The sequence below is a fragment of the Brevibacillus sp. HB1.3 genome, from assembly GCF_013186635.1.
Classification (GTDB): Bacteria; Bacillota; Bacilli; order Brevibacillales; family Brevibacillaceae; genus Brevibacillus; species Brevibacillus brevis_D.
The window spans coordinates 466,636-486,041 of record NZ_JABMIT010000004.1 but is presented as its reverse complement, the minus strand read 5'-3'; the positions used below and the strand labels follow the sequence as shown (position 1 = coordinate 486,041).

17 protein-coding genes are annotated in these 19,406 nt (G+C 49.2%); 11 read left to right on the top strand and 6 right to left on the bottom strand.

Annotated features, from left to right (window positions below; all coding sequences use genetic code 11):
• The first annotated feature begins 6 nt into the window (after positions 1–6).
• From HPY31_RS12735 to HPY31_RS12705, 7 genes are all read left to right on the top strand, one after another.
• A complete protein-coding gene (locus HPY31_RS12735; RefSeq protein WP_172140998.1) occupies positions 7–1,368 on the top strand; it encodes a nucleotide sugar dehydrogenase in 1,362 nt (453 codons plus the stop codon).
• A gap of 44 nt (positions 1,369–1,412) precedes the next feature.
• Positions 1,413–3,245: a glutamine--fructose-6-phosphate transaminase (isomerizing) gene (gene glmS, locus HPY31_RS12730; RefSeq protein ID WP_172140997.1), complete on the top strand. Its 1,833-nt coding sequence runs from the start codon at positions 1,413–1,415 to the stop codon at positions 3,243–3,245.
• Between the two features lie 55 nt (positions 3,246–3,300).
• Positions 3,301–3,507 (top strand): hypothetical protein, encoded by a 207-nt coding sequence (locus HPY31_RS12725; protein WP_012685087.1) that lies wholly within the window; start codon positions 3,301–3,303, stop codon positions 3,505–3,507.
• On the top strand, positions 3,504–4,526 hold the full coding sequence (locus tag HPY31_RS12720) for a bifunctional UDP-N-acetylglucosamine diphosphorylase/glucosamine-1-phosphate N-acetyltransferase GlmU (protein WP_172140996.1): 1,023 nt from the start codon (positions 3,504–3,506) through the stop codon (positions 4,524–4,526). Before HPY31_RS12725 ends, HPY31_RS12720 begins: the two co-directional genes overlap by 4 nt.
• Positions 4,526–5,440: a hypothetical protein gene (locus HPY31_RS12715; protein ID WP_172140995.1), complete on the top strand. Its 915-nt coding sequence runs from the start codon at positions 4,526–4,528 to the stop codon at positions 5,438–5,440. Before HPY31_RS12720 ends, HPY31_RS12715 begins: the two co-directional genes overlap by 1 nt.
• 3 nt (positions 5,441–5,443) lie before the next feature.
• On the top strand, positions 5,444–7,123 hold the full coding sequence (locus tag HPY31_RS12710) for a hypothetical protein (protein ID WP_172140994.1): 1,680 nt from the start codon (positions 5,444–5,446) through the stop codon (positions 7,121–7,123).
• A 74-nt stretch (positions 7,124–7,197) separates the two neighbouring features.
• Positions 7,198–7,704, top strand: a complete 507-nt coding sequence (locus HPY31_RS12705; RefSeq protein WP_172140993.1) for a hypothetical protein — start codon at positions 7,198–7,200, stop codon at positions 7,702–7,704.
• Positions 7,705–7,761: 57 nt separating this feature from the next.
• On the opposite strand, the gene HPY31_RS12700 is transcribed toward HPY31_RS12705, so the two are convergent.
• The gene (locus tag HPY31_RS12700; protein ID WP_172140992.1) at positions 7,762–8,577 is read right to left on the bottom strand and encodes a hypothetical protein; all 816 of its coding nucleotides are present in this window, start codon (positions 8,575–8,577) and stop codon (positions 7,762–7,764) included.
• Positions 8,578–8,646: 69 nt separating this feature from the next.
• Between HPY31_RS12700 and HPY31_RS12695 the strand changes: the two genes are divergently transcribed.
• Positions 8,647–8,877: a hypothetical protein gene (locus HPY31_RS12695; RefSeq protein ID WP_172140991.1), complete on the top strand. Its 231-nt coding sequence runs from the start codon at positions 8,647–8,649 to the stop codon at positions 8,875–8,877.
• A 26-nt stretch (positions 8,878–8,903) separates the two neighbouring features.
• On the opposite strand, the gene HPY31_RS12690 is transcribed toward HPY31_RS12695, so the two are convergent.
• From HPY31_RS12690 to HPY31_RS12675, 4 genes are read right to left on the bottom strand one after another with little or no spacing between them, the layout of a single operon-like run.
• Positions 8,904–10,211: a YheC/YheD family endospore coat-associated protein gene (locus HPY31_RS12690; protein WP_172140990.1), complete on the bottom strand. Its 1,308-nt coding sequence runs from the start codon at positions 10,209–10,211 to the stop codon at positions 8,904–8,906.
• Positions 10,212–10,252: 41 nt separating this feature from the next.
• Positions 10,253–11,629 carry a YheC/YheD family endospore coat-associated protein gene (locus HPY31_RS12685; protein ID WP_172140989.1) on the bottom strand — a complete coding sequence of 459 codons (1,377 nt, stop codon included), beginning with the start codon at positions 11,627–11,629 and terminating at the stop codon, positions 10,253–10,255.
• A 3-nt stretch (positions 11,630–11,632) separates the two neighbouring features.
• Entirely contained in the window at positions 11,633–12,721 is a 1,089-nt protein-coding gene (locus tag HPY31_RS12680; protein WP_172141034.1) for a YheC/YheD family endospore coat-associated protein, read from the bottom strand.
• 5 nt (positions 12,722–12,726) lie between these two features.
• Complete coding sequence (locus HPY31_RS12675; RefSeq protein ID WP_172140988.1) at positions 12,727–14,172, bottom strand: YheC/YheD family endospore coat-associated protein; 1,446 nt, start codon at positions 14,170–14,172, stop codon at positions 12,727–12,729.
• Between the two features lie 91 nt (positions 14,173–14,263).
• Here HPY31_RS12675 and HPY31_RS12670 point away from each other — a divergent pair, with 91 nt between their 5' ends.
• Both HPY31_RS12670 and HPY31_RS12665 read left to right on the top strand, forming a co-directional pair.
• Positions 14,264–15,421, top strand: a complete 1,158-nt coding sequence (locus HPY31_RS12670; protein WP_172140987.1) for a DUF445 domain-containing protein — start codon at positions 14,264–14,266, stop codon at positions 15,419–15,421.
• A 214-nt stretch (positions 15,422–15,635) separates the two neighbouring features.
• Positions 15,636–16,946: a DRTGG domain-containing protein gene (locus HPY31_RS12665; protein ID WP_172140986.1), complete on the top strand. Its 1,311-nt coding sequence runs from the start codon at positions 15,636–15,638 to the stop codon at positions 16,944–16,946.
• A gap of 49 nt (positions 16,947–16,995) precedes the next feature.
• On the opposite strand, the gene HPY31_RS12660 is transcribed toward HPY31_RS12665, so the two are convergent.
• Positions 16,996–18,285, bottom strand: coding sequence for an MFS transporter (locus HPY31_RS12660; RefSeq protein ID WP_172140985.1), 1,290 nt, complete (start codon positions 18,283–18,285; stop codon positions 16,996–16,998).
• A 124-nt stretch (positions 18,286–18,409) separates the two neighbouring features.
• Between HPY31_RS12660 and HPY31_RS12655 the strand changes: the two genes are divergently transcribed.
• Positions 18,410–19,267: a helix-turn-helix domain-containing protein gene (locus HPY31_RS12655; RefSeq protein ID WP_172140984.1), complete on the top strand. Its 858-nt coding sequence runs from the start codon at positions 18,410–18,412 to the stop codon at positions 19,265–19,267.
• The last annotated feature ends 139 nt before the right edge of the window (positions 19,268–19,406 follow it).

Genomic DNA, 19,406 nt, shown 5'->3' with positions numbered 1-19,406 from the left:
ACGAGGATGGCGAGATACGAGGAACTGCAACAGAAGATTCAACGAAAGACAGCGAGAGTGGGTGTCATTGGGCTTGGGTATGTAGGGCTACCGCTTGCCGTAGAGACGATCAAGAGCGGTTATACCGTAGTCGGAATCGATCTGCATGCTGGAAAAATTGAGAGCCTGAAAAGAGGAGAATCTTACGTCCAGGATATTTCTAATGAAACCTTGCAGGAATGCCTCGCGACCAACCGCTTTTTTCCGACGACTGATTATAGCGTAATCGAACAGCTGGATGCGATCAGCATCTGCGTTCCGACACCGCTCAGTCCCAATCAGGACCCGGACACCTCTTACATTATAAACGTTGTCGAGCAAATCAAGCGATTCATGAAAAGAGGAATGCTCATTACACTCGAGAGCACAACCTATCCGGGAACAACGGAGGAGCTGATCCAGCGCGAATTTGAAAAGCTGGGTTATCAGGCTGGCATCGATTTTTTCCTCTGCTACTCGCCAGAGAGGGTCGATCCGGGCAATCGTAAATACAGTACGTACAATACGCCAAAGGTGATCGGCGGGACGACAGAACGTTGCATGGAGTTAGGCACACTCTTGTATGGCAGTCTGGTCAAAACCGTCGTACCGGTCTCCTCGCCAAAGGTGGCGGAGATGTCCAAGCTTTTGGAAAACACCTTCCGTAGCGTCAATATTGCCTTCATGAATGAGATGGCGATGATGTGCGACAGAATGGGCATCAATGTTTGGGAAGTAATCAAGGCCGCATCGACCAAGCCTTTCGGGTTCATGCCGTTTTACCCGGGACCCGGAATCGGTGGGCATTGCATACCGCTCGATCCGATGTATTTGTCGTGGAAGGCCAAGGGCTTTCGTTTTCACAGTCAATTTATTGAGATCGCCCAGTCGATTAACGACAACATGCCGGACTATGTGCGAAACAAGACTGCACAGGTACTCAATATTTACGCCAAGGCGATTAACAGCTCGCGCATCTTGATTCTTGGCATGGCCTACAAGCCGGAAGTCGATGACTTGCGGGAATCACCTGGGCTGGAGATTTACGAGCTATTCACCAATAGCGGAGCAACGGTTGACTATTACGACCCGTATGCGCAGAGCTTTGTGAATAAACAAGGGGAGATCGTCCACTCCATTGCCAATGACTACGAGGCGTTCAAGACTTACGATTGCATGGTGCTCATTACGAATCACCAATGCTTTGCCTATCAGGAGCTGGCGGATTTGGGAGTGGCCATTATCGATACACGAAATGCGTTTGAGGGCATCACGAATCCGAATGTGTATCGCATCGGAACCTCCGTGGCTATCAAGCAGGAGAAGGAAGTCGTCAGCTTGCTCGCATAATACAAAGTCGGAACATGATACGCAACAAGGGAGGAACCAAAGACATGTGCGGAATTATGGGATATATCGGGAACAGGGAAGCGCAGCCGATTCTAATCAATGGGCTGCGAAAGCTGGAATACAGAGGCTACGATTCCGCTGGTATTGCGATTTGTGACGGAGCAACGATTGGCATTCGCAAGGCAAAAGGCAGAATTGACGTACTGGAGAGCCAAACCCAAAAGTCCGGCTTGCAGGGCTCCATCGGCATTGGTCATACGCGCTGGGCGACACACGGACGACCGTCTGACGAAAACTCTCATCCTCACTTTGATCAGTCCGGCAAGTTCACGATTGTGCATAACGGCATTATCGAAAACTATCTGGATCTCAAGCAGGAGTTGATCGAAAAAGGTGTGATGTTTACTTCGGAGACGGACACGGAGGTCATCGTGCATCTTTTGGCGCAGGAATACGATAGCAACCTGGTTGCGGCAGTGCAGAAGGTCGCTGGCAAAATTCGCGGAGCCTTTGCCCTCGGTGTGATGACGGAGCATGAGCCTGACAAGCTGATTGCGGTTCGCATGGCGAGCCCGTTGATTATCGGGGTAGGGGAGAATGAGAATTTCATTGGCTCTGATATTCCGGCAATCCTGGAGCATACGCGTGATGTATACGTTTTGGAAGACGGAGACCTGGCGATTCTGACCAAAGATTCTGTTCACGTCATGCGTCTGGATACGACGGAACCAATCGAGCGAGAGCTGGTGCGGATTGAGTGGGACAAGGAACAAGCGGAAAAAGACGGCTTTGCGCATTATATGCAAAAGGAAATTTACGAGCAGCCGCGTGCCCTGCGCAATACAATGACAGGCCGAATCGATCCTACCGGGCAAAAGGTTATTTTCCCTACTCTTCAGTTATCAGAAGCGAGTGCCAAGCGTGTGGAGAAAATCTACATTGTCGCATGCGGTACCGCTTATCATGCGGGCTTGATCGGGAAGCATGTGATCGAGCGACTGGCACAAATTCCGGTAGAAGTAGATGTAGCGTCGGAGTTTCGTTACCGTCGCCCACTCTTTCAGCCCCATACGCTCACGATTGCCGTCAGCCAATCAGGGGAGACAGCAGATACATTGGCAGCCATGCGTGAAGCCAAACGAAATGGCTCAGCAGTACTCGCGATTACCAATGTAGTCGGAAGCTCGATTGCCCGTGACGCCGATGACGTGATTACGACAAATGCAGGTCCGGAAATCGCGGTTGCTTCGACGAAGGCATATACCTCGCAGCTGATTGCGTTTTACTTGCTTGGCATCTATTTGGCGCAAGCGAAGGGTACACTGGATGCTGACACCCGTGCCTCACTGCTTCAACAACTGACCGCACTCCCGGATCAAGTCGAGCATATTCTCCAACATGCGGATGAGATTCGTCATTTCGCTGAATCGATCAAGGACGAGCAGCATCTGTTTTTCATTGGAAGAGGACTCGATCATGCCGTATCGATGGAAGGCTCGCTCAAGCTGAAGGAAATCTCGTACATTCACTCGGAGGCGTATGCAGCAGGAGAGCTGAAGCACGGCACGCTGGCGCTGATCGAAGAGGGAACGAGAGTCATCGCCTTGGCTACACAGGATGAGCTGCATGAGAAAATGATCAGCAATATTACAGAAGTGAAAGCCCGAGGAGCAAAGGTTCTCGGTATTACCCTAGATGGACATGTAGAGCTGCATCGCTCGGTTGATGACGTATGCCTGATTCCGCAGACAGATGCCTTGTTTACACCGGTGTTAGGCGTGATCCCCCTCCAGCTCATTTCCTATTACACTTCTGTTGCGCTCGGCAATGACGTAGATCGTCCACGAAATTTGGCCAAAAGTGTAACAGTTGAGTAAACACAAACGTCTGTCGTAAGGAAGGTAGAGACATTCAAATAAGGGGGAAAGATGAATGAACACCTCGAAGCGGACGTTGAATCAGGAGAAATTACTGGAGATTATGCTTCAGGCCTATCAGCTGGGCGTGCAGAGGAAAGACATTAATTTGAGCATGATGATTGACACACTGACCTATGAATTGAAACCATACTTCGATCAGCAAATCCAACAAGGTCAGCTTGCAAAAGGGGAACTGACCAAGACGGAGGCGATAGGATGAACATACATGCAGTAGTACTCGCAGCAGGAAAAGGAACCAGAATGAACTCTTCGCTCTACAAGGTCATGCATCCAATCTGCGGGAAGCCAATGATTGAGCATGTCGTAGAGACATTGGAACCATTATCACTTCGCCACTTGGTCGTCGTTGTCGGTCACGGAGCCGAAGTGGTCAAAGAGCAGCTGAAAAACCGTGTTCAGTATGCGTATCAACCGGAACAGCTGGGGACCGCTCATGCTGTTTGGATGAGCCACGAAATTCTCGGGGCGCAGGATGGCATAACGATTGTCATGAATGGCGATACACCGCTCGTACAAGAACAGACGCTGCGAAGCTTGCTCGAGTATCACCAGCTCAAACAAGCAGCAGCTACGGTTTTGACCTCCATTGTGGACGAGCCTACAGGCTATGGCAGGATCATTCGCGACGAGAACGGCGATGTCCGGAAAATCATCGAGGAAAAAGACGCGACCTTGGGCCAAAAAAAGGTGAACGAGATCAGCACCGGAATCTTTTGCTTTGACAATCAAAAGCTGTTTTCTATGCTGCCGATGGTCTCAAACGAAAACGCGCAAGGGGAGTTTTACTTGCCGGACGTTCTGGGGCTATTGCAAGAGCAAGGTCATTTGGTAGCGGCGTTTGCAACGGATGATCCCGAAGAAGGCAATGGCGTCAATGATCGTGTGCAGCTCGCAGATTTGGAACAGCTGATGCGCAAGCGAATCAACGATTTCCATATGCGAAACGGAGTGACGATGATAGACCCGAGCTCGACGTACATCGATTCGGGCGTAATGATCGGGCGTGATACAGTGCTCTATCCGGGAACCTGCCTTTTTGGCGACACACAGATCGGTGAAGGCTGCCAGATCGGGCCGAACGCGTTGGTCAAAAACAAGAGCATCGAGGATTACACGAGAATTCCGCCGTTTTCAGCGGTTGACGGTAGTACGTTTGGTGAGCGGGCTTTTGCTTGCGTGGGAGCGACGACACAACAGTATGGTATCGACCAGCGCTGATGCAGGTACTTCGCCGATATAGCTGGCTTTGGATAGCATTGCTTCTTGTGACAGTGACTTCGATCATCATGCTGTCGTTGGCAAGCACCCGCTCCGCCCTGACAAAAGCAACCTGGATATGGGATGCCAAGCAAATGAAGACCCAAACCGATGAAATGATCGAGTTTGCCGAGAAAAATCACATCAACCTGATCTATCTTCACGTTGAACCAGCAGCAGTTGCGCCAGAGACGTATCGTACCTTCATTGAAAAAGCCAACCAGGCAGGCATCAAGGTAGAGGCGCTTGGCGGTGACCCAAATTGGGCGTTAACAGCGAATCGACAGAGTATCGACGATCTCATCTCCTGGGTGAAAGCATTCAATCGAAGTGCCAAGCCAAATGAACAATTTTCGGGGATTCACGTCGATATCGAGCCGTATTTGTTGCCTGCATGGAAGGAAGACCAGACAGAAATCGTCCGGCAATGGCTGAAGAATGTCAGTTATTTGGCAGCGGAGACGAAGAAGGATACGGATCTTGCTGTCGGTGCCGACTTGCCTTTTTGGATCGACTCCGTAAACGTTCCTGACAGTGATGAAAAAGTGAGCAACTGGATGGTGCAGAGACTCGACAGTATTACATTAATGGCCTACCGTAATCAAGCCCTTGGGCAAAATGGGATCGTCGAAATCGTAGAAAAGATCGTCGATGATGCCAATGTACGCAAAAAAGGGTCGGTCATCATAGGCGTCAACATCATGGAAACGATGGAAGGCGCTCATGTGAGCTTTTATGAAGAAGGCACAAAAGAGATGAACAACCAGTTGGCTATTTTACAGGAGGAGCTGTCAAACAATCCGGCGTTTGCAGGAAGTGCGATCCATGATTACGAGAGCTGGAAGCACGCAAGTCAACGAGAGGAGCAACTTTGACGAATGAAAGCTGCGCGCATCTATTTGAGTGTTCTCTGCCTGACGGTCGGCTTTCTGTTCGGCTTTTCCCCCGCGGAGAAGAAGAGTAAAGCAACGTGGATCTGGCAATCCGAAATGATCGGGAGAGAGAAACAAGAGATTCTCGATTTCTGCAAAAGGAACGATATTAATCTCGTCTACTTGCGAATCGAAATGAACAAGCCCTATGAATACTACCGCGATTTTATCCGCGAAGCGACAGAGATGGGAATCGAGGTACATGCGGTTGCTGGTCATCCCGCATGGGCACTCAAAAGCAATGAAGGGCGGATGATGAACATCGTCCACTGGGTAAAAAGCTACAATCGTGAAGCCCAGAAGAATGAGCGAATTCGCGGGATTCAGCTAGACATCGAGCCGTATCTCCTGCCGTTTTGGGAGAGCGATCAGATGCGGATTATTCGGGAATGGCAAGCCAATGTGCAGGCGTTTTCAGCCGAGGTATCAAAAGATCAGGAATTGATTGCAAGTGCAGCCATTCCATTTTGGCTGGACGATATTCCCGTTCCGGGACAAGAGGAGATGTCTCTGTCCAAATGGATGATAGGTCAGTTTGATACGGTATGTATCATGGCGTATCGAGACACACTGTCAGGTCAAAACGGCATCCTGAATTTAATTGATCAGGAAATGAAGGAAGCGGATGAGCTAGAGAAGCGTGTCTTGGTTGCTGTGAATATGAAGCCGCTTGATGAAGACCATGCTTCTTTTGCAGAGGAAGGCCCCGCTCTCATGAAAAAGCAATTAGAGCAATTACCTGCACATTTGGCACAGCATCCGTCCTTCTCTGGCGTCGCGATCCACGATTATCGCTACTGGAAGGAGGCAGCTCCATTGCCCCCGGCAACGAAGCAACGCTACAAAGGCACCTACATATGGCGTGCAGAATTGATTGACACGGAAAAGGAGGAAATTCTCTCCTTTGCAGAACAAAACGGGCTGAATCTCCTCTATGTGCGTCTGGATTTGGAGCAGCCGATTTCCTATTATCGCGATTTCGTGAAAGAGGCTCGTGAAGCGGGTATCGAGGTTCATGCGATGGGGGGCCATCCGATTTGGGCTCTGTCTGAAAGTCGGAGCAAGATCATGAAGCTCGTGAATTGGGTGAAAGCCTACAATGAGGCTGTCTCGGCAGAAGAGCAGTTTCACGGGATTCACTTAGACATTGAGCCGTATGTCCTTCCTGTCTGGCGCGAGGATAAAGAGGCAGTTTTACGCCAATGGATGGGTAACATCGAAGCATTTGTCGAAGAGACCAAGAAAGAAACATCCTTGGAAGCAAGCGTCGATCTCGCCGCATGGCTGGACAAGACACCGACACCGGGTCAGCCGGAATTGCCGTTTTCGCATTGGATGATCAAACAGCTTGATCATACGACCTTGATGGCCTTTCGCGATCGCGCACCTGGCATCATCGGCTTGGTTGAAAATCAGATGAAGTACGCAGAGAGCCTCCAGAAAAAGCTGGTCGTTGCCGTGGAAACGAAAGAGAGCCACGAAGGGAACGGGATTACCTTTCACGAGGAAGGCATGGGCGAAATGGACCGACAACTGGATCTGGTGACAAAAGTGTTGGATCGATACTCCTCGTATTGGGGGCTCGCTATTCATGCCTATGACTACTGGAAAAACGGGAAAGAGTAGGCTGCCAATATCGTGGGTCATTGTTATTGTTGTACAATAGAAGAAAACGAGCGTCGGAAAGAGGAGAAAAAGCCATGCGAGATGTGCAAAACCGACATCGAAATCTTCCGCCGCGTACACCAGAGATGTTGTACAACGTGGTGCGCAAGTTTTACCGTGGAGCAGTCAGTCATTTTGATCTGATTCAGGAGAAAAAGCAGGAAGCACGTGCAGCCTTGGAAACGGGTGACCATGACAAAATCCGTGCAGCTGTGCACACATTATTTTTGGAGTTCCATTTTTATGTGACCTGCTGGCTCCAGATTGAGCTTGCCCTGTATCGGCTGGCGCGTCAGGATGAACGGCTTGCGCAAGTGATGGAAGACTATCGGCCATCGTTGGAAAAGCATGTAGCGGTACGGCAACTGCTGGATCAGACCGAGGCGTGTTTGGAGGCCCAGTTTCAACCACCCGGGGATGGATGGTCCTGCGTGCAGAAGGATGCCTACGTGTTTGGCAGCATCATTTTTACAGTGGATGAACAAAGTTTGCAAGATTTGCACGCCTTGTATCAGGCAATTTGGGAAAAGGTAGACCGCTGAACCATCTCCCATAATAAAAAGCGTGACCGTCGCGATGGATGGTCACGCTTTTCTCATTTAGAATGTGCCAGGGAAAATGGAGCCTGTGTGAGGAGCCATTTGGCCTGGGGTGTTCAATTGTTGAACCTCTTGCGTATTCGTGCCTGCAAAGCCAGGAGAGAAAATTGCTTGTGCTCCTGCGCCAGCCTGATTGCTGTACCCCTGATTGGCATATGCCTGTGGTTGCAGCTGTGATTGTTGCAGCTGACCTTGCTGAGCATGCATGCCATAGCCAGTGTTATTCAACTGGCGAACTTCCTGGACATTGGTATTGGCAAAGCCAGGTGAAAAAATACTGCCAGTCATCGCTGGCGGATAGGCTGCTTGATTCGTATAGCCAGCTTGTCCACCGTAGCCGCTATAGCCAACTTGATTGCGGGCTTGAACCTCTTGAACATTCGTGCCGGCAAAGCCCGGAGAGAAAATGGAGCCTTGTCCAACCGATTGCTGATACGAAGGTTGTGCTTGTATGTAGCCAGCTTGCTGGCCTTGTGCATAGCCAGTGGATTGGTTTTGCAAGGAGTGAAGTGCTGGATTTTGAGCATAGCCGAAATTCTGTTGCTGTTGTGGATAGCCAGTGTTATTTAGCTGTCTCACTTCTTGGACATTCGTATTGGCAAAACCTGGGGAGAAAATCGCTTGTGCCCCACCGGAGGACATCCCCAATGAAGGCGCTCCGAGCGATTGTGCATGGCCGCCTTGGTTCCAATATTGTACTTCTTGTACATTGGTTCCGGCGAAGCCTGGTTGGAACATCGAACCTGCAGGGCCTACTGCTCCAAAAAATTGCGGTTGTTGCTGGGATTGCATCATATTGTTATTTGTGTAGGTCATGGTTAAGACCACCTCCATGGAGTATTTTTTCCAAGGTTGATCAGGTCATGCATTCGAAACGAAAAAAACATGCCGGAGTCTAGACGGCATGTTCCTTTAGATCAAAATGTGAGACTTGCCTCATTGTTCAGTGCTACCCGCACGTGCAGCCAGCATGCCGATTCACTTATTGCGGTAGCGTTTATCTACAACCAGGAAGGATTGACCCATGATGAGCCAACAGCCTGGGGGTCAATCGCGTCAGTGGGTGACGCGCTGTTCCCCTTCCTGACGGGCAAATCGCACCAAGGTCGTCTGTGAATCAGCTAGTGCTGTTCTCGACGCCCTTATCCTGCGGCACTCCCTCGCTTGCTTTGCAAGTGGGAGACATGCTGTGCGTAGTGGATTAAATTCGCTAACGACAATTGTCGAATCGATGGTTCATCGAATTTCTCCGGCTTTGCATTTGCTTCAAAGAGCCATAGCTTTCCTTCTTCTGTCAAGCCAAGGTCCATCGACATCTCAGCCAAATCCGTCCATTCTGCATTTAATGATCGTGCGATGGCGAGCGCCGTATCGTGAATGTGGCTTTCCATTTGCTCGTGATTATTATGAAACAAGGCTTGCATAACTGTTGATAACGAGTGGATCGAGCCACCGCGTGGCACATGAGTAGTGATACTTTGCGAGCCAGACCTTCTGATGCCAACTCCGGTTACACTCCACTCGCCCTCACCATCTTTTTGTACGAGGACGCGCACATCAAAAGGTTTGCCGTTGTAGCGGGCACGACGGATGCCTTGCTGCATGATGTACTTCTGCTGTTTGACATGAAGTCTAATATGCCTCCATACGTCATTCAAATTGGAAAAGCGGCGAGTAATGGCCTTATGCTCCTTTAACCGTTGCAGGAACCACTTATCGTTTTTGAAATCAATGCGCATGATTCCCTGACCAGCTTTGCCGCGCACCGGTTTCAAGTAGACAAAGCGATGTTCGGTGCAAAAGCTTCGAAAGCGGGCCAAGGTATCCAGCTGTTTCGTCTCCGGCAGAAAAGCTTGCACTTCCAGATGGGACTCAAGCATCGTAAACAACTGTTGCTTGTCAAAAAAGCTGCGATTAAACAATGTGACATTTGGCATCTCATGGATGCGGTTCAATGTTCTTCTGACTTCAGGTCGCCGTTCTGCTTTTCTCGTCGGAATTCGGTTGTAAACCACATGGGGGAAAGGCAGAATCACCTCTTGCCACGAGTTTAGACGATTGTTGTACAAATAGCCACGCACCTTTTTCTTCTCCCAATTGATTCCTTGTGGAGTGAACACATATACGAGTGCACCCCATTGCTTTCCCGATTGAGAAATATCCTTGAAGTTTTCGCGATTTCCTAAAAATGTTGCCCCTTCACCAACGGTCAATATGCCAAATAGTGGGCCAAGCTTCAGGGAGTCGTCCGCCATTTTCCAGTTAATGCGTGTACGAATACGGCTTGCTTGCACGCGGGGTAAACCAGCGTATATCCGTTTCGTATGAGAAAAGGGTCCGAGACTGGCGACCAGTGGCTTTGGCGAGCGTTTAAGGACTAGCCGAGGTAACTGTACGAACCATCTACCGTTAGGGAGGATCGTCAGCCACCCGGAGCGCTGCTGAAGCATGGTGTTCCTCCTTCCTGAAAAACGGTACAGATCGCGTGCGACTAGAAATTGGCCAAGTAACAGCTATAATCGACGAGCAACTTGCGTGATTCCTGATCAGCCTGCTTGAGACGAGCGTGCTTGAATATAGAACGGCCAGGCTTGGAATTCGCTTCGAACATCCAGACATGGCCTTGTGTATCAATCCCCATGTCCAGCCCCAATTCTCCTAAATCAATCCCTTTTGCCAGTTCAATTGCAGTAGCGAGTCGGATTGACGCGTCAGAAATGCGCTGAGTCATGAGGGGTTTTTGTTTGCCAAACAGGTGCTGCAACAGGTCATCGCCAGGGATGACAGTTCCACCTGTGCGTACGTGGGTAGTTACGCTGCCAGAACCGGCAACTTTGGCTGCCGTGCAGGAGACAACCCATTCGTTTTGTTGATTTTTATGCAAGTGAACACGGAAATCAAACGGTCGTCCATGGAATGTCATGAGTGAAATGCCCTGTTGTGCCAGATACGAACTGACGCGACGACTGCGGAAGACATGCTGATAAAGGCTGGACAGCTTGGAGAATTGTTTTTTTACATTGCCGCTGCCTGTATGATAGGAGGCAGTAAAGCCACCGCCTGCCTGGCGAACAACTTTGACAATGCCATACCCGAGACTTCCATTTTTGGGTTTTAAATAAACGATAGGGTATTTACGCAGCAAGTCTCGAACTGTTGTAAGGGAAGGAGAGGTATAAGTCTCCGGGATATGCTCATTCACTTCTGGATTCGGATACAGCAGTTGGTGCACGCCCCATTTGTTGAAAAAGCCCTGATTGAACATCGGTAAATTGGGGTAACTGGCGAGTCGATACTTGAATTCCTGAACGGCTTCATGTTTTTCTGCTGAGCGAGAGGGAATACGATCATAGACGACATCGGGCATGGCGGTAACATGCTTTTTCCAAAAGTAGCTGCCTGATTTGTTTCTGCGCAAAAACCACGCTTTGACCGTATTCGATTCCCAGTCTACATCGGTTGGGGAAAATATATAGTAGAAAACGCCCTTCCCTTCTTGTGCCTGTAACAAATTGTAAAAAAACGAGGTGCGTGAGCCAATTGGCTGCTTGGGATCGCGTCTGATGCCAGTTGTAACGATCCCGATGGAAGGACCGATCCGGAGTGCGGAGCCCTCTAGTTTGAGCTGGATCAAGCCAGGATGAGGAATGCCCAGCTCCGTTTGCAAGAGCGTCGTCACTTTCATGACGTTCGTATCCGGATTGCGTTTATCTTGTAAGACAGTTGCGACTACTTCCTTTTTACCCAGTAAGACTTTAATTTTCTGGCGTTGCCGGAGCTGTAGCTTTTGGAAGAGACTAGCTGGCAGGATAATCCCACTGATACGTGGGTTGGAAAGGAAGCGAAGCCGCATTCTGAACGTTTCCATGCTTTAACCTCCTACACGCTCTTTCATGAGATAGTGGGCGTAGCGAACAGGCTGAGTAATCGAATGTCGTTGTGCAGTTGGATCGTCAATCATTCGAAAAACTGTTCGCCCTGGTCTGCTGTTTACCTCGATGATCCAAACATTACCTGCGGTGTCGATGCCAATATCGATTCCCAGCTCAACGAGTCTGCCGTGTGACTCTTCCAAAAAACGGGGAAGTTCTTCCGCCACTCGGTTGATTGTTTGCTCGATGCGTGCCGCTTTTGCGGATTTGAAGTGAAGGGGCAGGAAAGAGGCCAGAGGTGTTGCTTTCCCTCCTCCGTGCAAATTGGAGGTGATGCTGCGTTTGTCTCCCAGGCGCACAGCTTTGCCAGTTGTCGCCCATTTACCTAGTCCGTTTTTTTGAACCAGAACACGGACATCGAATGGGGTGCCATCCGGGGTATGCAACTCCAAATAGGGCTGTACCAGGAACTTGCGGCCGGCTGTAAAGACAGACACAAAACTTTTTAATCCCGCAGTGTCACGAATTCGCCTGGTGAAAGGTTGATTGTCCCGGTTTCGTCCAGAAGCTTCATAGCCACTGCGCATTTCTTTGATTCTCACGACGCCAATACCGTGAGTTCCCGCCATTGGTTTGATGATGGCTGCCCCGTATTTTTCCAAGGTTGCTTGAAGCACAGGATATGAGAATATTTCAGTAGGTGGTAGCAGCGGGGCGAGAAGAGGAGACTTAGCGAGCATCTGGTGCACCTGCCATTTTCCAGACAGACCATGCCCCAAAAACGTAATGTTGCGATCGTTTTGCAACTTTTCCACAAATGGTTTATAGTGGCGATAAGATGGGCCCACAAAGCAACGATCATAGATAAAGGCGGGGATTGGGAATTCTTTCGCGTGCCAGGACCCATTGCGATATTCGAAGCCTTTTACCATACGGGTGGAAAAGTTAACCTGACGTGGTGAAAAAACGAAGACGCGTATGCCGTGCTTGCGTCCATAGAGCGTAAGCTTTTTGTAGTACCCTTTGTCTACAAAGTGGGAGCCTTGGCACCGGGCCATGATGCCAAGACTTCTCTCGGATGCTGTCATGTAGGTCACCTTCGCCTGTTATTGTTGCGCTTCGGTTTTCTTTTTATGGGCTTTTGTGGTTGAATGGTCCGGGGAAAACCACTTAGAAAGGCGGAATAATCCAGCATGCGAACGACAGAAGGGCGAGCACGCCGAGGCAGCTCTTCGGCACCCTCAGGCAACGGAACTGTTTTGGCTGACTTGGATGGCTTACTGTTGACCTCCAATAGCCACACCCGTCCATGGACATCGACTCCCAAATCAATTCCGAATTCTCCGTAATGCCCGGGCAGTGATTCTTCTAAAAGGATCGCGAGCTTAAGTGCTACTGTGTGTAATGTTTGAGGGGATGGTCGTATCGCGCTCGCCCGTGGTCCACATACTCGCAGCGCCTGAAGGGGAGTCATCATTTGCCCGCCTCTGGATATATTGGAAACAATGCGGTTTAATCCCAGACGAGCGACCATGGAAGTGACGGACCATTCGCCTTTTCGGTCTTTTTGTACCAATACACGAAAGTCTGTCGGTCGTCCTTGGATGCCGATTAACGGTAACCCTTGCTGCAGCAAATAGGATGTGCCTTTTGTCCTTTTTTGCAAATACTGATGTAAGCTCTGAATGCTAGCAAATGATTTGCGCAATCCTCCGGGGAACGCGAGCTGGTATCCTGCGGGTGAACTGCGAACTCGAATGATCCCGCGCCCCATGCTGCCGTTAGCTGGTTTTGCATAAATAATGCGATAGGTAGATAGCATTTGTCGCAGATCTTCTTGATTCAAATAACGAACCATGCTGGGAAGATGCTCGGAGGCTGTCGGTTGATTCTCGAGAGCGGCGTGTACATGCCACTTATTCAAAAAACGCTCGTTAAAAAAGGGAATGGAAGCTTCCTTGCAGCGTTGAACCCAGTCGGCCATCTGTTCACTTCGTTCGCGTTGGCGGGACACGAGTCGGTTGTAAATGCATTGTGGAAGCGGAAGTAAGGTTTGTCTCCAAACGCCTCCTTTTCTAACGAGGCCGCGCACAGTTCCTGCATCCCAGTTGACATCCTGAAGTCGAAATGCGCAAAGGATCCCTCCGCGTTTACGGGTGATATCGGACATCTCGTGAAAGAAATTGTTTAGGTGTCCAAACGGTCCTTGCGAGGACGCTGCATTGTAGCCTGAAACAAGAACACCTACATACGGTCCGAAAACGATTGTTTTCTGATTCGTATCATAACGGACTAAGAGTGGAACGCCTTTGGGTAGATAGAGTGATTGAGCTAAAGAGGGTCGAATGAAGGTTTTGCCCGAGGTTTTGCCTCCCCGTTCCCAACTGCCTACGCGTGCGGAAACGGTTTTGTTCCCAAATTGGACCGAAATGGTGGACGGTGTTGAAAGATTCCATTTGCGCAAGTGCGCCTGGGGCAGGTAAAGGTCTACTTCCGATATTATCTCGTTTTCGACAACGATTGTTGGAACGTAGGACATGAGTATCCCCTTCCCATCAGGCAAAGTTAGTCTATGGTATGAGCATCCAAAACGTTTGGTGCCATGTAGAGAAGAGAGGTTGTTAGGATTTATGAACGCATGGATACTATTAGTGAACATTGCAGTAGGCTCTGTCATCGGTGGAGTGACGAATGAGTTAGCCATCCGAATGCTGTTTAAACCAGTAAAACCGTGGTATATAGGCAAATGGAAAGTGCCTTTTACTCCGGGATTGATCCCAAGAAGACGGGACGATATCGCGATACAAATGGGCAGACTCGTCGAAGAACATTTGCTGACGACAGAGGGGGTCAAGCGTGCGCTGAACCAGAGTGGTTTGGAGAGTACACTGACAGGATGGATGAACACCATCGCTCGCGATTGGATGACAGATGAGCGTAGTCTACGTCAAGCATTGCTCACAGTGATGCCACAGTTATTTAAGGAAGACGGAACGTGGAGTGAGGGTGTCCGCGCGCCTATCGAGGCGAAATGGGGTGCCTTTGTCGATCAGGTTCTGGCACAATATGAAGAGAAAAAACTGCGAGAGTTGGTTACGGACAACGGACGCGAGCGTCTGGATGCTGCACTTGGCAGTGTGAGCGAACTGCTCTTGAAACGTTTTCGTGAATATTTGCATTCCCCGGAAGGTCAGCAAACCTTGCAAAACATGGTTCGCGGATTGCTCGGCGGAGGCGGAGGCATGTTTGGTGGTTTGGTCGGGATGTTTCTTGGGGATGACAAGATTTTGGGCAAGATTCTCCCGTATCTCGATGAGCTTTTGCAGAGTAGGGAGCTTTCGGAACGCGTGCACTACTTTTTGCATAAGGAAGCGGACAAGCTCTTGGACAAAAATGTGGGCGAAGTGGTTGCCTGGATTGGGCGAGATCAAGTGGACGATTGGGCGCGAAAGCTTTTTGCCAAGCTGGAGGAGCAAAGCCTGCGTATCGTGGACGAACCTCTGTCTCGTTTGACGGCGCCTATTTCCGAGACGGTGACAACGGAATTCGTTCCTCGTTTAGCCAAGTGGATGGTGGACACGCTGCAACAAAATATAGAGAGAATATTTTCCCGCCTGGCCATCCGGGATATTGTTACCCGGCAAGTAGAGGGTTTCCCGATTGAAAGAATTGAAGAGATGGTAGTCGGAATCTCAGGCAAGGAATTCCGCATGATCACCGTGCTTGGATTTATTCTTGGCGGGATTATTGGGCTTGTCCAAGGTATATTGGCAAATTTACTTAGTTAAACAAAACTGAAAAGAAACTGTAACTGTGTTGTAATAATCCTGTAATATTCCTTGGGTATGATAAAAGCACGATGAAAACCCCCTTAATGATATACTTTCTGGTCGGTAGCTTTCGAAAAAGCTACCCTTTTTTTTTGCCCCGCCTTCGGGTATATTGGTCGAAGGAGCGCACGTACATGGAACGGGTGGGAGAAAAGGAAGGGGGAATAGCAATATGGCAACGAAGCATGAACAAATCTTGCAACATATTGATCGCCTTCCGATCGGTTCGAAGATTTCCGTGCGGCAGATCGCGAAAGACCTGGATGTGAGTGAAGGGACTGCATACCGCGCGATCAAGGAAGCGGAAACGCAAGGATACGTCAGCACGATTGAGCGTGTCGGTACGGTGAGAATCGAGAAGAAGCAGAAGGAAAATATTGAACGTTTGACCTTTGCGGAGGTTGTGAACATCGTCGATGGTCATGTGCAGGCTGGACGTGAAGGCTTACACAAGACCTTGAATAAATTTGTAATAGGAGCCATGCAGCTCGAAGCCATGATGCGCTATATCGATGCCGGGAGTCTCTTGATTGTCGGTAACCGCTATCAGGCACATAAAATCGCTTTGCAGCAAGGGGCTGCTGTATTAATTACCGGAGGATTCGATACAAGTGAGGAAATCAAGCAGCTTGCGGACCGCTTAGCGCTGCCAATCATCTCCTCCAGCTACGACTCCTTTACGGTAGCTTCGATGATTAACCGAGCCATTTACGATCGCCTGATCAAAAAAGAAATCGTAATGGTAGAGGATATTTTGAAGCCGCTTGCAGAAACGCCTGTCTTATTGACATCAGATTCTGTTGCCAAGTGGCATCAGTATACGGAGCTGTATCAGGACACGAGATTCCCGGTTGTTGACGAGCAGATGCGCCTGATCGGGATTGTTACCTCCAAAGACATCATCGGTCATGAGGAGACGGCTATAATCGACAAGGTCATGACGAAGAACCCGATTACGACCTCGCCGCGGGTATCCGTAGCGTCATCTGCGCACACCATGGTGTGGGAAGGAATCGAGCTATTGCCTGTCGTAGACAATCATCGCAAGCTCGTAGGGGTCTTGAGCCGCAACGACGTATTAAAAGCGCTGCAATTTACAGCAAAGCAACCGCAGATGAGTGAGACGTTCCCGAATCTGATCATGTCCCATTTCCGTGAGGAGCGACAGGCAGATGAGATGGTCTATCTGGGTGATGTGAGCCCACAAATGACCAACCATCTCGGTACGATTGCCAGCGGAATCATGACGACGGTTATGGTCGAGGCTGCTTGTAACCTGTTGCGCCACCATCGCCGAGGAGACATGGTACCAGAAAATATCACTGTCTATTTCCTAAAGCCAGTCCAGATGGAAAGCCATATCGAAGTAAAGCCTCGCCTATTAGACATCAGCCGCCGCTTCGGAAAAGTCGAAGTATCCGTATTCCACGGCGAACAGCTCGTGGGGCAGGCCATGATTACTGCGCAAATTATTGAGCGTTAAAAGAAAGGAACAGTCTTTCGGGACTGTTCCTTTTTTAGTCGGTAAGCAACTATAAACCGTCATTCATTTTTTGCGTTGAGTTGGGGCAAGAGGCGCGCCTCCTTTTTTCTATGCGCATAAAAGGGATGTGAATGAAGATTTTAGCCAGCATGCCTACGCCCAAAACAAATACTGCATAAACCAATTCAGTTGAGTCAAACAGCGCTCCGTATAGTTGAAAACCGATCAGCCTGCCCACAGCAAACAGCATGACCATGACGGAAATAAACCGCCCCAGCATATGTGATTCGATGGTTTGCTGATAGAAGGTACGGAAAAAAACACCGTAGATATTAAACATGGAAAACAGAAAATAGCTTACCAATGAATAAAATAGGACTACGGCAAAAGGAGAGGTTTGCAAGTGCTGTAAAAAAGAATGACTGCCCAAGAGCAGGAGGGGAAAGACCGCTGCAACGATCCCGATCAGACCGATACCAATACTATGGGAGACGGAAAAGCGTTTCTTTAAAAGGATCACCCCAATAATCGAGGAGACGGAGCCCATAGTTTGTGCACTTTCGACCAGTCCGAAATCGATGTCCGATCCACCAAATACCTGTTTGATCATGTATGGGAAGCCTATCATGACAAAAGGAAAGAGAAAGATATGGGTAAAAAGACCGTTTAGTACAAGTGAACTAATTCGAAGATCCGTGGTGAAAATCTGTAAACCTTCCTGTAGTTCCTTTATAATCGAAGAAGAACTGGATGCTCTTGGAATCGAAGGAAGTCTCATGAAATACGTGGATGCTGCTGAGCTCAAGGAAAGTACCGCGTTTAGTAAAAAGACGGCTCCAATTCCGCTCATCGTATACAGTAGTGTGCCAATGAGTGGAGCGAGGACACGAACGCTCTCCACGATAGTACTATCCAGAGCGATAGCGTCAGTCAATTCTGTTTTCTTCACCACATGCTGCAAGAGTGTAGTATACGCGGGAACTGCCAGTAGATTGCATACAGAAAAAAATAGAACGGCCACATAAATTATCGTCTCTTTGATGGGCTGAAACAGCGAGAAAAAGAACAGCGAAAGCAGAAAGATACCGTAAATGAGATCGATGCTGCAAAGCAGCTTTCGCTTGTCCAGTCGGTCAGCCCATACACCTGCAAATGGACCGAACAGGATTTGCGGGATTACCCCCAGCGCCAGTATGGAAGCAAATTTTCCTGCTGATCCTGTGAGTGCCAGGATGTACAGGGCAAAGGCAACGTTCAGGCAGATCGTACCAAACTCGCTGGTAGAATGGCGAAACAAAAACAATGAGAAATTCGGGTTGGCAAACAAATGAAATTTCAAAGCTGATCCCTCCAAGTGCCCTAGGCAAAACACATAGGTTGATTGTAGAGGGATCAGGAAAAAAAGCTCGGCAAATTTTGCTATTTAGGATGAGCAATTATTGACATCGGAAGGTGGGATGAGAATGATGAGCCAGATTACCAAGCCGTTATCCTTAAAGAATGTGAACAGCGCTATTACCATCTATCAGATAGAGGCAGGCGGTTCTGATGAGCTACATCAGCATGATAGTTGTTTTCAAATCAGCATGTTGCTTCAGGGCAATCCGCTGGTGCAATGTGAACAGCAATTTCGCAAGTTGGCAGGACGTCAGCGTCTGGTTGCATCACCTGGGTGTCAGCACCGTCATTTTTCTGAAGCTGAGGCTATGCGGTTATTGCTCTTCTTTCTCAGCCCAAGCCTTCTGGAGAGCGTCTATGCTGACAAAATGGAAGCTGTTAGCGGACCGATTGAATTTGTCCCATGGTCGGAGGATGAAACGGATGGTTTTCAAAGAATCGCGGAAACAGTCTGTACACAGATGATTACTCAGCAGATGGAAAGGCTTGCGCTTGAACAGCTAGAATGGGAGTTGGCCAGCTTGTTGTTAACCGTGCAGGAAGGATCGCACACGCAAAAATGGCGGGGCAAGCATCTAGCCGCTTATCCCGCCATCCCTGTATCGATCCATCCTGTCCTGAAAAGGGTGACTGATTTGATCCAGGATGATGTAACCGTAGATTGTTCACTGGATACACTGGCGGGGGTTGCGGGTATCAGCAAATTTCATCTGATTCGTCTATTCCGTGAGCAGATTGGTCGCACCCCGGCGCAATATGTGACAGATCAACGTGTAACCCGGGCGGCCTGGTTGCTCCGACACAGTAAGCTCGCCGTTACGGCCATTGCCTTTGAAGCGGGTTTTGGCAGTATAAGCACATTTGAGAGGGCATTTAGAAAAAAATATAGCGTAAGTCCACTTCATTACCGCAATAGCATGTAGGTGCGTACGAATATCGAAAAGTTGGGTTTGCGATGAGGTTATGGGGCCAACCAGCACTCCCTTTTCCATGGAGCTTTGTCACCCATGAATTGACAGGGGAAGGAATGTACCTTATCATCTAATTAGAATGTTATCTAAT